Annotated in this window: 7 protein-coding genes; 3 read left to right on the forward strand and 4 right to left on the reverse strand. The window is 65.0% G+C overall.

The features are described from left to right. Nucleotides 1-27: 27 nt before the first annotated feature. Nucleotides 28-9,318 (reverse strand): PLxRFG domain-containing protein, encoded by a 9,291-nt coding sequence (locus AB6807_RS07820; protein ID WP_371084102.1) that lies wholly within the window; start codon nucleotides 9,316-9,318, stop codon nucleotides 28-30. Between the two features lie 108 nt (nucleotides 9,319-9,426). Here AB6807_RS07820 and AB6807_RS07825 point away from each other — a divergent pair, with 108 nt between their 5' ends. Further along, the gene (locus AB6807_RS07825; RefSeq protein WP_371084103.1) at nucleotides 9,427-9,663 is read left to right on the forward strand and encodes a hypothetical protein; all 237 of its coding nucleotides are present in this window, start codon (nucleotides 9,427-9,429) and stop codon (nucleotides 9,661-9,663) included. Between the two features lie 289 nt (nucleotides 9,664-9,952). Here AB6807_RS07825 and AB6807_RS07830 read toward each other — a convergent pair whose 3' ends face one another. Both AB6807_RS07830 and AB6807_RS07835 read right to left on the reverse strand, forming a co-directional pair. Continuing rightward, entirely contained in the window at nucleotides 9,953-10,285 is a 333-nt protein-coding gene (locus AB6807_RS07830; RefSeq protein WP_371084104.1) for a HigA family addiction module antitoxin, read from the reverse strand. 11 nt (nucleotides 10,286-10,296) lie between these two features. Beyond that, a complete protein-coding gene (locus AB6807_RS07835) occupies nucleotides 10,297-10,575 on the reverse strand; it encodes a type II toxin-antitoxin system RelE/ParE family toxin (RefSeq protein WP_371084105.1) in 279 nt (92 codons plus the stop codon). Nucleotides 10,576-10,810: 235 nt separating this feature from the next. Between AB6807_RS07835 and AB6807_RS07840 the strand changes: the two genes are divergently transcribed. Then, on the forward strand, nucleotides 10,811-11,233 hold the full coding sequence (locus AB6807_RS07840; protein ID WP_371084106.1) for a hypothetical protein: 423 nt from the start codon (nucleotides 10,811-10,813) through the stop codon (nucleotides 11,231-11,233). 1 nt (nucleotide 11,234) lies between these two features. On the opposite strand, the gene AB6807_RS07845 is transcribed toward AB6807_RS07840, so the two are convergent. Next, nucleotides 11,235-12,971 (reverse strand): hypothetical protein, encoded by a 1,737-nt coding sequence (locus AB6807_RS07845; RefSeq protein ID WP_371084107.1) that lies wholly within the window; start codon nucleotides 12,969-12,971, stop codon nucleotides 11,235-11,237. Between the two features lie 895 nt (nucleotides 12,972-13,866). Between AB6807_RS07845 and AB6807_RS07850 the strand changes: the two genes are divergently transcribed. Continuing rightward, nucleotides 13,867-14,097: a hypothetical protein gene (locus AB6807_RS07850; RefSeq protein WP_371084108.1), complete on the forward strand. Its 231-nt coding sequence runs from the start codon at nucleotides 13,867-13,869 to the stop codon at nucleotides 14,095-14,097. Nucleotides 14,098-14,158 lie beyond the last annotated feature (61 nt).

Raw genomic sequence — 14,158 nt, forward strand, 5'->3', positions numbered from 1 at the left:
GGACCGTCTAGCCGCCGCAGCAAAGCATCAGAGATCCGACGTTTGTGCCCGGGCAGCGTCCTGTCGCATCTGGGCGCGCATAGCTCGCGGGGCGGTGTCGGCGATGCGCTGGTCCTTCGGCTTCTGCATTTCGCGCACCCGACGCATGACATCGGGAATGCGCATCAGCATGGGCTGCTCGGGATTCTTGGCGTTCCACTCCGCGACGGCTGCGCGCGCGTCGCGCACCTTTCCCTCGTCCCTCTCGAAGATGCCGGCGGCCCACTGGCCACGGATTTCCTGCGCCCGCAGGTTGTAGAAGCCCTTCGCCTGCTGGTTGAGGCTGTTGGCCTCCTGGATGGTGGCCACGCTCTGGGGCTGAAATCCGATCGCCTTCAGCGCCGCTTCCAGGTGGTTGGTGTCTAGCACCTTGTAGCCCTTGGCGTCCCGATACATGCCGGTCGCGGCCATGTCGACACCCTTGGCCGCGTTGCGCACCGCCGCGGGCGACACCTCCAGGAGCCCGGCTCCAACATGGCCAGTCGCCACGTGGAGCGCGCCCGAGAAGATGCGGCTCGCGAAGTCGCCGGCAGGCCCGGCGATTTCCAGCACGTCGCGCGTGTGGCTGGTCTTCTGCTGCAGCAGGTCCGTGCCCGGGACCAAGTTGCCCATGCCCAGCCGGCCCGACACATCGAGCGGCGCGCCCGGCAGGCCGCTCACGCCCTTGTCCAAGAAGTCAGCGATGCCCTTCGGCAGCATCGCCTCCAGTGCTTCTTGCCGCGCCTTCTTAGCCGAGAAGTTGTAGCCCAGCAGCTGCGCGAGACCGTCAATCACATCCTCGAGGTCTTCCGCGAAAGGCAGCCCGCCCGAACCGCCCATCATCATCAGCGTGCCCAGCGCCAGAAGCGCGGCGCGCTTCCCTTCGGGGCCCCCCTGGGTGTACATGCGGTGCAGCAGCTCCAGATAGGCGATGGAGTAGGTCTTGAAGGTCATCAGCGTGCCGCCCACAGCGCCGCGCCCCCACTGCATCTTCGATGCCTTCGAGTAGACGAACTGCGTTTCCTTCACGGCCCGGCTGGCGAACGCCGCCGGGTCAGCTTCTCCGCGATCGCGCGCCACGCGGTACGCGGCGATGAAGGTGATGCGGCGGTTCACCTGTTCGGCCGCGCCGAACACCTTGCCCCATGCGAGAGACAGCCGCGCCAGCGCGTTCTGGCCGGCGGCACGTGCCTCACCCAGCCGCGTGCCGTCTCCGGCGCGTAGCGAGCCCGAGCCGCGGGCTTGCGCCATCAGCTGGTGCACCTCCTGCGGGCTGACCACGCCCTCCTCCTCGGCGGTCTTGAGCGCCTTCGCCAGATCCGGCTCGTACTCGAAGCCCCTCGTGGCCATGTTCTTGGCTGCGGTGCCCAGCGCCGCGGCCGCCTTGCGCGCGCCGCCGTACTGACTGAGCCACGGGAAGGTCACAGCGGCCGGCTGCGTCATGTTCACGAACGCCGATGCGATCGAACCGCCCAAGTACTGCGCGAACAGCAGGCCGCGCACGGCCTGCGCCTCCTCCTGCGGGTTCTTCACGTACTCCGCCAGGCGCACGGCCACGTCCATCAGCTCCCCTTGCTGCTTCGGGATCGCGTTGACCGCTTCGCCCAGGTCCCCCATGTTCAAGCCGGCGGCCGTTTGACGGGAATTGCTGTAGATGAACGATGCCAGCACGCGGCCCACGTCTTCGCTGAAGCCGGCGATGCCCTTGCGGTGGATCAGCCGGCGCATCGCGCTGCGGTTGGTCTTCGTGAGCTTGAGGTACTCCTGGAACGCCTGGTCCTGCGCGCGATCGCCGGTCGAGTCCAGACCCAGGGCGTTGCCGAAGAGCTCGAGCGTCTCGGGCGTCACGCCGGCGAACATCTTGAAGGCCTCCTCGGACAGCGTGCCTTGGCTCACCGCGGCGTCACCGAACTCGCCGCGCATGTTCGCGGCCATCGTGTTCGCCTCGCGCGCGGTCTCGAAGAGACCAAAGTACTGCCGCTCGCCCTTCGCGTCCACGACGTCGACGGTGTAGCGGCCGAAGCGCGACAGGGGCGCGTAGCCGCGGGCCTGCAGATCGCGCACCTTGTCGGCCCGATCGATGATGCCGTTGGCAGTGTTCATCAGCAGCGTGTAACGGTCGGGCTGGTCGCTGGCCAGCTGCGCCAAGTGGTCGCGAATCAGCACCGCCGCCGTCTGCGCGTCCGGCGCATCCATCACCATCGCGCGCAGGCCCTTCGCGTCGTCGCCGGCGAAGCGCAGCATGTCGGCGCGCGCCATGGTGTCGAGGCTGCGGTTCGTGGCGTCCCGGAACTCCTGGTACAGCGCGACCTGGTCGTCGGTCAGCTGGAAGATGCTGCGCAGCTCGGCGTCGCTCCAGACCACGCCGGGCTGCAACATGCGCGACTCGTAGCGCGATGCCACTGCCTTCTCATAGGATTCGAGCGGCATGCCCTGCCAAGCCTTCAGCATGCGCTCGTCGATCTGCCCGTTGCGCAGCAGGCGCTGGGCCTTCTGCTCGGCGGTAAGGCCGGCTGCGGCGTCGATCAGGGTCTGTACCTGCACCGGCTTGCCCTGCTCGTCTCGCGCCCAGGTCAGCGTGCCCTCGAAGACGGGCTTGGCCACCGCCGTGTTGTCGGCAGCCGAGATAGGCGATTTCTTGATGTCGCGCCACGTCTCCAGCTTCGGCAGCAGCTTGGGTGCCAACTCGGCCGCGTCGGTCGCGTAGTGGCTCACGTCGTCGACGAAACCCTGCGCGGCATCGAACACGGGCTTGAACGCCGGCGAGCGTTCGGCCAGGTTGTACATGGTGCCGATCGTCTTGTGCCACCAGCTGAGCCGGCCAGGCGCCGAGAACGTTTTGTTCAGCTCGGCGGCTGCGGTGCGCGCGTACTCGCCCACGGTCGACCGGCTGAACATGATGTCCGGGTTCGACTCATCGAAGGTGCCAGCGTTGCCGGTCGCACTCTTGATTTGCGTCGGCTGGAAGGCAACGAACTCGCGCTCGCCGCCCTTGTGGTTCACGATGATGCCGTCGTAGCCGCGGCTGGCCAGCTCCTGCCGGACATAGTCCGCGTCCATTTCGGCCCCCGGCTGCTCCATCACCTCGTTGACAACCTCCATCGGAGCGGGGTTCTTGATCGACAGGTAGACCTCGAGCGTTCGACCTTCTTCGCCCTGCGCATAGCCGTCCGCCGCCTGCTTCGAGTCGGTGAAGTAGAAGCCGTTGCCCCAGTCGGTGTTTCCGTTGCCCTCCCCGATGAACTCGTCATCGAAGGCTGTGAAGGCCTGGTCGGTACCGTGGTAGGCCTTGAGCGGTTTGCCTTCGCCGTCGACAACCTTGCTGTCCCCGAACCAGGCACGAAACGCCGGCGTTCCGGTCTGGTCGGCGGTCGCGGCGGACGCGCCCGCCGGGTTGACGGTGTAGATGCGATCGAGGACACTACGAATTGCTCCGGCACCCGCTCTGGCCTGCACCCCAGCTTCCGCTGCATCTGCACCAGTTTTGAAGGCGGTCTGCCGGAGTTTTTCTTTCAGGACTACCTCGTGCACGTACATGCGCTTGGCATTCGAGTCCGCCCTTACCAGCACCACCTCCACCATGTCGCGATCGCCGATGCGTACCGGCGCGGCCACGTGGTAGACCATGCCGGCGTCGCGCGAGCCTTCCATCGCCTCGGCGTGGATGATCTTCCCGTTCTTCAACACGTCGGGCACCGCGGCAAAGGCAGTTGCCTTGTCCCGGCCGATGCCGTGGAACAAGCTGCTCTTCACCGCCTGCCGGTCCAGTGACACCAGGCCGATGCCCGCCACGTCCACCTGCGTGTTGCCGGTGTTCTCGTAGAACTGGGTCACCTTCTCCGTCAGCGGCACGCCGTCGGACGCAAACTCCTTGCCGCTCATCTCCGCCACCGGCGCTCCATCGAGAAACGCGCGGCTCTCGGCATCCACGTCGGCGCCCTCTACACGGCTGAATGCGAGCTGCGCACCTGGCTTGGTTGCGCCTGCGCCGCGCTCCACGAACTGGCGCGCCGGGAGGATGAAGTTGCGGATGATCTCGTCGTCTGTCAGTCGTAGGCCACGGTAGCCCGGCACGTGTGCGCGCAACCAGGTCCTGATGGCAGCCACTGCCCGGCGCACGAAGTGCAGTTCGGGCGTGTTCTGCGCCATCTCCGCCAGCACCTCTTCGGCGGCCGCGCGGCGGTCCAGTTTGCTGACGCCTCGCAGGCCGTACTCGCGGATCTTTGCGTCCACGTCTGCGCGCCGCATCGTCGCGATCTGGTTGAGCACGCCGTCGAGCTGCTTGCCAAAGCGGCCACGCAGCCCGTGGTGGCCGAGCACCTCGTGGTAAAGCACGCGCGCCGCATCCTCTTGGCTGGCCAGCCTCGATGCCATCAGGTAGGCCTTGCCGCGATAGTAGAAGCCCTCGGGCGCACCGCGGGCACCGCCGCTGCGCTGGCGCAGATCGGCGCGGCGCGCCGCCTCTGGCACCACTGCATCGTTCATGTCGAACGCCACCACCACATCAGGTGCGTTGGCCCAATTCGCACGGACCGCGTCGACCGTCTTCTGCACGCTCTCCACAGCCTGCATGCGAGCCCTCGGCGAGTACGGCATCCGGCTCAGCGCACGCATGGCCTCGGCGGCCGCCGGGGTCATGTTGGCCAGCCCGTCGTCCGAGCGGCGGAACAACGCCATGTTGCCGCCCTCGCCTTCCCGCGTCTGAATCACGCCGACCAATTTGTCCAGCGCGCTGTTGATGGCGACACGCTCGGCACCATGCGGGAAGGGCCGCTTGACCCCCCAAGGCGTCAGGATGCCGGCGTTCTCCGGGCCGTAGTTCAGGAAAGGGCTCGTGCCGCCACGCTCTGCGATCTTGTCCTCCACGTAGCCCTGGAAGGCTCGCGCGGCCATCTCGTGCGGCGTGGTCCAGTAGTCTTGCCCGCGGCCCTGGTCCAACTCGCGCGCATCCATGGCGAAGCTGGTGGGCACGGCGCGCGTCTTCTCGGTGCTCTCCTGTGCGTCGGCCAACATCTTCAGGCGCTGGCTGTAGCGCTGCATGTCGCCGCGCAGCGTATCCAGCGTGCCTTTCTGATCTGCGGTGAACCCAGCCTGGCCGCGCACAGCCTTCAGGATGCCGCTCATCTTCTCCAGAACGTCATTGGTCCAACGAAAGCCGGCCAGGCGCGCGGCTGCCTTGGGGTTCTTCGACTGCACGCGCAGTTCCAGAGCCTCGCCGTTGATGATCTGTTGCGCCAGCGTGTCGAACTCGGCCAACTGCTCGGCCGTGGCCGGCTTGTTGTTGCGCTTGAAGTAGTCGGGGAGCTTCTCCGAGAGGTTTTTCCGGATGCTCGCCAGTCGGATCTCCACCTCATTGCGAGACGTCGCGACGAACTTGTCGGCCTTCGCCGTATCTTCGGTGTACTGCTCCGCCTTGCGCGTGATGGTGTTCATGAGCGTGCGGTAGGCGTCCTGAACCTCGGCGCGCATGCCCGAGCGCTCCCCGCGCGTGCCACCGCTGGCGGCATTGCGCTCGAAATCACTGTTCACCTTGAGCGAGCGTGTGCCGTCCTTGTCCGTCACCCACTCGGTGGGCGCCTTGCCATCCTGCCGCCCGAAGTAGTGGTCCATGGCGTGGAACCACTCATGCGCCAGGGAGCCAGCGCCGTTCATCTTCGTCAGGTTGATGACGGCCTTTTCAGGTTCGTAGTGCGCGCGCGCGCCGCTTAAGCCGCTGCCGCGAGCTCCGAATGCCAAAGCGAGTTCACCGTCGAGGCTGATGGCCCGCGGCGGGATGCCCATGACATCGGCCAGGTCCAGCAGGCCATCGTATGCATCGTTCAGCAGCTGCTGGCGGTCGGCTTGGTTGTTCCAGTTGCCGAACTCCACCCCGCGGAAGCCGAAGGTGTCGCCGAAGTCGCCGTCCTTCACGTCGCCCGTGCGGCGCGCGGCGCCGATGCGCTGCTCACTTGCGGGGCGCGGCAGATCCGCTTCCCCGAAAGTGGTGTTGGTCTCGATGATCGCCGGGGCGTTCTCGGCGAGGTAGCGCAGTGCGTCCTCGCGCGTGTCGAAAGACTGTTCCACCACCTTGACGCGCTTGCGGTCGGTCACGTCGCGCCAGATCTCGAACTTGCCGTCTCGCGTGAACGTCACGCGGTGCTTCAGGGAGACAGCCGCAAGAGGAACCGCAGCCTCCGCTTCCTCGCGGGTTGCGTAGGTTTCGCGGCCCACCTGCCGGGCCTGCTTCATAAAGTCGAGCGAACGCGAATCACGAATGACCCAATGCCCGTCCTCACTGCCGTCTCGGCTCTTCGCGATCTGCGACACCTCGAAGCGGCGCGCCCACGCCGGGCGCCCGTCCTTCGGCGTCGCCGCCGTAGCGCGAGCACCGGTTTTCTCGGCGCGATCTTTCCGGGCACCTCCGATCTTTTCGCCGAAGTCCACGATCTTCTCGTCACGCTGGGACGTCGCGGCGGGCTCAGGCGCGCTGGTGGCCTTCGCCTTTTGCATCTTCGCCAACACGCCGCGAGCAGGCTTGGCAACCGCTTGCAAGCTCGGCGACAACGCTTTCTTGAAGCGGCCCGCTGCCAATCCGGCCTTGAACTCGTCCACTGACATGGCCGTGATCGGTCCCACCTTCCAGTCAGCGTCGTAGCTGCCGAGGTACGCGGCCACGGCCTCGGCCTTCGTGTTGAAGCCGAACAGGGCCTTGGCCTCGTCGTAGGAGCCATCTGCGTTGACCTGGTCCACCACGTAGACCGTGGGTGCGGTAGCGGCGTGCGGGCCGACGAACACGTCTACATGGTCGCCGTCAGCAGCCTCGGTGCCCTTGACGTAGCCATAGTGCGCGGCCATCGTGTTGTTCCACTCAGCGCCGTCCGGCGAGGTGCCGCTGCGCGTGCTGCCCTGCGGGTTCTCAATGCTGATGCGCAGGCCTTGCACCTCGTCGCCGGACAGGTGGCCCATCTTGTAGTTGCCGGCCTCCTTCTGCGCCTGCGTAGGCGCGGGGGTGTCATTCCGCGGGCTCGTGGCGGCTTCGTGCGCGGAAGCGTCCACTGAGGCGGCGGGCGCCGGGCCTTCACTCAGTGCAGGCTGACGCTCGCCGGCGCGAGCTGCATCAGGTACAGCTTCGAGCACAGGGGAAACAGATGCGGCGGAATCGACTCCTCCCGCTCCAGCACGTTCATTAGGCTGCGCGCCTCGTGCCGGCCGGCCTGCCGCGTTCGGCGCAGCACCAGCAGCGCCGCGTGCGCCGTCATCTGCCACCCGAACACCTCGTGCGGCTGCAACATCTTCACCTCCTTGCGGTTGCGTCTGCTGGTTCGTGGCCTTGGCCCGGACGACGAATCGACGTTTGTCGGGAACCACCTCGTGGGTGTCCGCGATACCCGAGGTGTCCACGAAGGCCTGAGCCTTGTCGCGAGATAGGAACCATGCCTTGCCTTCTTCCACGCGGCGGACTGCCTTCTCGCGCCGCGCTGCTGGCGCTATTGCGGCGACCGGAGCCTGCACGGGTGCGGCGGCAGACGCTGACGAGGGGCTGCGACGCGTGCGCGCACGGACAATACCCTCCTCCACACTGGCCGGAGCGTCCCCGGCCAGGCCAGGCGCAGCGCCTGCCGCCGTGGGCGCTTCTGCGGCTACTTGCGCGGGTTTGGCTTGTCCTTGCTCGACCGGATCTGCTCGAGCAGGCGATCTCGCGCCTTCGGCGACATCTGCCGCAGGCGCAGCAGCGCGGACAGCACCTTCTTCCGGGCCTGCGGCTCCGCGGGCAGCTTGAATGACATCTGCAATCTCCTGGTCGTTCGCGCCCATGGCGCGGAGGAATTGTTCATCGGTGACGTTTCGCGCGCCGAAGTCGGGCACGTCGCTCTCGAGCGCGGCGGCCATGTGGCCCTCGGTCTCACGATCGAGCGAGCGGTAGTAGTCGTCGTAAAGCGCGCGATCGCGCGGATCGAGGTCGGAATAGTCGAGCACCGGCGGCGCCGCGCGATTCGCTGCCTCCGCCTGGTCTTGCTCGGCAAGCGCGGCAGAGTCTGCTTGGCTCTGAGCGTCTTGCAGCAGCTGCCCGTGCGCGCCGGAGTCCACCGCGATGGCTGCGCCGGTGGACAGGGGACCGGAAGCCGGGTCGATGCCCATGGCTTGCGACGGCAACGGTGCGGCACGCACGGCCGGCGCGCCTGCAGCTGATTCGGTCGTTGGACGCGATGGCTGCGGGGCCATGCCCATCAGGCCCGCACGCGCTGCCGCCCGTTGATCTTCAGGCAGACGGGCGAGGTACGCATCCACATCGGTCTGCCGGCCCACCGTTCCATCGGGAAACGCCACCAGCGGATCGGGCTCGTGGCCGAGCTGCAGCGGCTCCTCGGCGGGTTCAGCCGGCGATTCAGATGTGCGCGTTGCTGCGGGCGCGTCCGCCCGGCGTTGAATCGCCGCACCAGCACCGCCGAGACCGCCGCCCAGCGCGCCAAGCGCAGTCGAGTCCACGTAGTCGCGAATTGCTTCTCCGTCCGTCAGGTTCTGCTGCGCGCCCCAACGCTCGATACCGGTCTGTAGACCCTCGGTCACACCTTCGCGCGCCATGGCCGTTGGCACGGTGCGAGCGGCGCGCCCGATGATGCTGGGCGCCGAAGAGCCGCCGTGCGCCAGCCCTTTGAACATGAGAGCATCCGCGGCAGTGTCGACCGCGGCCGCACCGACAGCAGCACCTGCAACGCGCGCCAGGTCGCCACCAGTGAGCTCTCTGCCGTCTTTGTGCGCCTGCTCCACGGCCTCGGGATAGATCGAGCCGGCCTCCTGCACTAGGTTGTTGCCCCCAACGGCAGTTCCGGCACCGATCGCTGCGCCGCGACGCGCTGCAATTTTCGCCGCCTCCTCGCCTACCGCCTCACTGATTCCGCGCTGCGCAACCTTCTTGCCGACGAAGCCGCCCACGCCGCCGGTGGCCAACGCCGTGAGCGCCTGGCCGCCGACGTAACCCGTGCCGTACTTCAGAAATTCAACCGGGTCGGCGTTGCCCTGAAGGACGTTGGTGAATGAATCGCTGTCGCGCGATAGATCCTTGATCTTCTCGGACTGCTTGTTGTAGATGTCCATGCCGTAGTCGCGCACGGCATCGGAGCCAACTGCATCGCCTACGAGGCCAATGGTGCCGCCAATGGTCTGGGGCACCTGGCGCATTGCGGTCTTGAAGCCGCGGGCGAAGGAGCCATCGCCTCCCTCATTGAGGAAGCTATCGATCTGACTGGCTTCCTGGCTAGGCTTGTTCGGAGCTGGCGCCGCTGGAGTTGCGTCAGTCAGGAATTGGTCAATGTCGCTCATGCCCCCAGTCTTCCGCCGAGGGCTCCGGGCGTCGAACCCTATAGGGGTCCGCCCCTCGCGGGGTAGAGTCCGGTCACCACAACACGGACCCCGCGAGGGGCAGACAAAATGACGGATCCTGATGCGACGAATACGGCACTGACTCTCGCGGGTGCTGCGTTAGCACTGCAATGTGAAATCCTCGATACCTTGATGACGTTGCAAGTCATCCCCGCCTCAGAAGCATTGTTAACAGTGCAGCGAGCACGACGAAAGCTGGAAGGCACCGGGCAGCCAGGCGGAGTGCGCGCCAGCATTTATCTGGAGCCGGTAGAGGAAGACGTTCGACAACATATCGTCGATTAATCTCCTCACCCACCCGTATCGCAGCGCTCGCTCGCGAGCTCGCGTGCTCCTTCTTTCCAGGCATGTGCAGCCCCGTCCTTTGGGTACTAAACGTCATTCCGCCACCCTCCTCGCGCCAATAGGTCGAGCCGCAGCGGTCGCTGCCGAACCACGTTTAAGATCGGTGTGGGTGTCCATCCGCCCCACTCTGCCAAGGTCCGTTTCCTGAAGCGAGCCCTACAAGGGGGTACGTTGCTAGCGAAAAGCAAAACGGCCCCAGAAGGGCCGTTCGCCAGGATTTACGGAATCCTTAAGCCGCAAGCGCGAAACGCTCATCTTCCGCCGCGGCAACCATGTGATCGAGCACAGCCTTCTTGATCTTGACTCTATGTTGCTTCCGAGCTTCCCATAAGTCGTACTCAGCCTGCATCCGTAACCACAAACCCGCATCACCACCAAGCCATTCAGCTAGGCGGATGGCCATCTCGGCGCTGATTGCTGCGTGCTCATTGACGACGCGCGATAGCGCCGGCCTAGAGATCTTCAGCTGCGTCGCCGCTTCCGTAACAGTCAGCTTCATCGCAGGCAGCACGTCCTCCCGAAGGATCGAGCCAGGATGGGGGGGGTTGAACATGTTAGTCATCACTATTCCTTTCAGTGGTAGTCCTGGTAATCGACCAAGATTGCGTCCCCGCCCTCGAAGGTGTATGTCACGCGCCAATTCCCATTGACCGAAACAGCCCAGTGCCCAGCCAGATCGCCAGCCAAGGCATGCCAACTGAATCCAGGCAAATTCATAGCGTCGGCACTAGATGCAGCATTCAGCACGCCCAACAGGCGCCGAAGTTTGTCTGCATGGTGGGGCTGGATGCCCTTCTTCTTTCCCGTCAGGAAGAATTCTTCCAGCCCCTTGTGGCGCCAGGTTTTTATCATTCGACGATTGTAGCGCGTAACGCTACACGATTCAAGTTGGCGAAGCGACGACTAGTTCAGTTGCCGATTCAAGATGCTGAACAGGACCTTGTCCGTTGGCATTCACGATGAGTCTTCGGCGTAGCCTTCGGAACTTCATTCAGATTGGCAATCGGCCGATGGGCGCCCTCTCTGAGCAAACTCTACAAAGGCCCACCCTGCTACATTCCGTTGCATTCACTGCAATGGAGGGGGCATGGGTTTCGTTTCAGACCTTTGGGGTGGGCGCGTCAAGTTGTGGCGGGCCTTCTGGCTCTTGGGCATCTTGGGCGGCATCATCTGGAAAGCGTTCTTCTGGCTCGCCCCTCTTGAGGGCTGGGCCGAGCTGATCGCCAAGTTTCTCTACATCGCCTACTTCACCATCGTGCTGGTTGGCATCTGGCGCTCGGCGTTCGCCGGCAACCCGCGAAATCCAGTTCTTCCAGCCTTGGCACGCATCAGCGTGGTCCTTGGGTTCATCGCTCTGGCCTTCATCGTGGTCGATGTCGCCGAGACCGTGCCGAACCGTATGGGCTCGACCCTTCCGCATAGCGCTGCGGAGCGCGGTGGCACGCGACCGACGCAGTCCGCCAAGCCCTGCGGAGAGATCGATACCTTTCTGGGGGCATGCAACAAGTGAACTAGCTGTACCCGAGCTTCTGCAGCGCTGCGCGCTTCTGTTCGAGGCTCAGGTTCGCATTGTTCTTGATGGCCAGAGCCTGCGGGTTTTGCGCGATAGGCGAAGTTGCTCCGCCCTGCGCATCGAACTTTTTCATTTCGCCCGTGCGCTGGTTCACAGCTGCCAGCACGCCCTCGGTCTTGTTGCCCATTGCGTCGGTGCTGCCAGGCAGTGCAACCGCCTTCCACGACTCCGGCTTTTCCTTGCCCTGAATCTCTCGGATCTGCTGCGCGATGGCGGCCCGGTCTTCCGGCTTGGCACTCGCATAAGCGGTCTGCAGGTTCTCCAGCTGGCGCGCAGCGCGGGTCTGAAATCCAGCTGCGGTCGAATCGAGGGCAAGACGTTCGCGTGCGATCGCACTGCCCGCGGTATCGCGCTGGGTGTCGGCTGCAACGCGCATGGCCTCCCGCTGACCCGCGGACTGAAACCCCATCTGCGCACGCTGGGTTTCGCCGGCTTGCCGGCCCGCCTCGATGTCCGTCTGCTGCTGGGCCTGCACCGGCAGCGCTGCTGCCCGAATCGCACCGTCGTCGGACTGGAAGCCTCGACGCGGCGACCAAGATCCGCGCGCAGCTGCGGTGCGCATTGCGGCGCCATCGAACATGGATTGCGCTGCGGCCGGCCCGGGGTTCCCGATCACGGTGAGACCGGGCGTCGGGTCGCTAGGGTTGCGCCAAGTCTGCTTGTCTTTCTGAAAGCTGATGTCCCGATTGACTTGCGCAAGACGGTCCGCCGCTGGCGCACTCCACCCTCCCAGGTCTGTGACGATGCCGCCGGCAGAAAGCGGGCCAAAGCCGGCAGCTGAGCCGACGGGTGCCGCTGCGCTGGGGATTGGCGCGGTTGTCGGCACAACCGAGCTGGTCGCACCGGGTTTTACCGCCGAGGAGCCCGGCTTCGGCGCGCCGCCAGGAACGGCCGCTGCGGGCACTTCCGAACCGAGCAAACCCTTTCCAAAATTGACCGCAGGCTGTGCCAAGTTCATCAGGTCGTCGCCGGCATCCGCGAATGCAGCTGGGACCGCCGCAAGCGTGCCCCGCACCAGCGTGCCGGCTCCGCGCATGTACTGGCCTTGCTTCCACTGGTCGGCGACATCTTCCCCGGTGCCGCGCAGCACGGCCTGGGTTCGCCATCCAGAGCCGTCAGAGCGGTGCTGAGGCAAGAGGTTCGCCCCGAAGCCTTGGCCGTCGCCGGATGCCGGCGCCGGGCTCGTGGCAGCAGCTCCGGCAAAGCCGCGGCCAGAACCAGGAGCGACGGGAGGGCTTGGGGAATTGGCGGCCAGCTGCGCAGCCTGAGGGCTGGGTAGCAGCGACGCCGAGAGCATGGGCAACGGAGCCGGAATACTTGCGCTGACATCCACACCAGGCGTAGGCGCCGCCGGTGCAGCCGAAAACCCACGCACCTGAGTCATTCCGGGATTCGAGGCGGCTGCGGCGGTGTCCCCAAAGCTGTTTGGCCGCCAGCGCGCTTCTTCATTGACCACACCACCGTTCGCGAAAAACAGCTCAGGCTTGAAACCGGCCGGCTGCGAGTCGGTGGGCACATGGGTGGCGTCCTTCATTTGGTCCAACGCCTGCACTCCGATGGCGTGCACCTGGTCGGGCGGCAACTGGTACTCACCATTGCTCAAGTTCACGGGAACTGGAGCGCCCATCCCTGCAAGGCTCTTTTCCCCGATTTGTGCCGTCGAATCAGCCGGCATGATGTACGAGCCATCTTCGACAGCGGTTTGGATCGAGTCCGACGTGCCAGAGCCAGGCCCGCGGACCGGACCACCGTTCGCCATGCCTCGACGGAAGCCACGCTGGTTTTGGTCAGGCTTGCTCCTCGAGCTTGGATGAAAGCCATGCATAGGCCACCTCTGAGAATGTTGATCGGCCATTTTTCTCGGCGGTCCGCCCGTCCTCAACCCCTACAAGGGGCCGCGCCGAGGGACCGTCCCAGCATGAGCACTGGGGCGCCTTGCGTCCCGACCAGCGCCCCTTGAGCCAAACCGTTTCCAAAGCTGCGCTCCTAACCTGCGGCCGCCGGGATGATGCCGTCGTGTGCTTGCCAGAACGATGGCGCTATCAGTGGCGTTGCTTGCCTTGGCCTTGCCGCAGACAGGGCAGAATGCGCTCTTTTGGCCGCCCTCGGCCAGCAGCGGACATTTCCATCAATCTCGTAAGAGAAGTCAGTGTGAGCGCCACCAATGACCCCAAACGTTGTGAGTTGCTTCGAGAGCTGGAAGCTATGGACGCGATGGTGCATGCAGTCATGGCCGGTGAAAGCCTCAACTGCAGCCGCTGTGGTTCACCTCTGGTTTTCCACCGTCCCGGTTCGGGAGTGCATCCCAGTGTCTCTTGTGGGCAAGGCTGCACCGAGGTATCCCTCACAATGGCGCCAACAAAGAGCCTCCTAAGGTCCTGAATGGCCACCATCGACCAGAAGTAAAAGCCGATACCGGCCACGACCGGACATTCATCCCATTTGCCAAAATGCCAGTTCCAAACGACATTGACCACACCGTACTGGGCAGGAGTTGCCAGCAAGCGATTGCTGCGTTCAGGTCCTCGCCCTTGTCTGTGTCGTCGTGCAGACTCGTTCACTATGTAGGGGTGGACAAGCCGAACGCCAAAGACGTTGCCGCGAGTGAAGTCGAGGCCGAGATTGCCGGCTGTCGCGCTGAAGGGTTCTACGTCGACTGCCTATATGAGGGTGGCCAACTGTTCATTCTGGTTCAAGAGCCGGGCTGCCCGATACCTTCTTGGCAGCAGGTCATGGATGAAGAAGCCATCATGGACGTTGAGGGCCTTTTGGAGGCTGCTTCCCGACGGGGCGAGCTTTGACTCGATTCGGCCAGAACCAGTCGTTCCCGGTCTGCTGAACATCGACTGATAGCAGACGTTC

This window comes from Variovorax sp. RCC_210, assembly GCF_041355175.1.
Taxonomy (GTDB): domain Bacteria; phylum Pseudomonadota; class Gammaproteobacteria; order Burkholderiales; family Burkholderiaceae_C; genus Variovorax.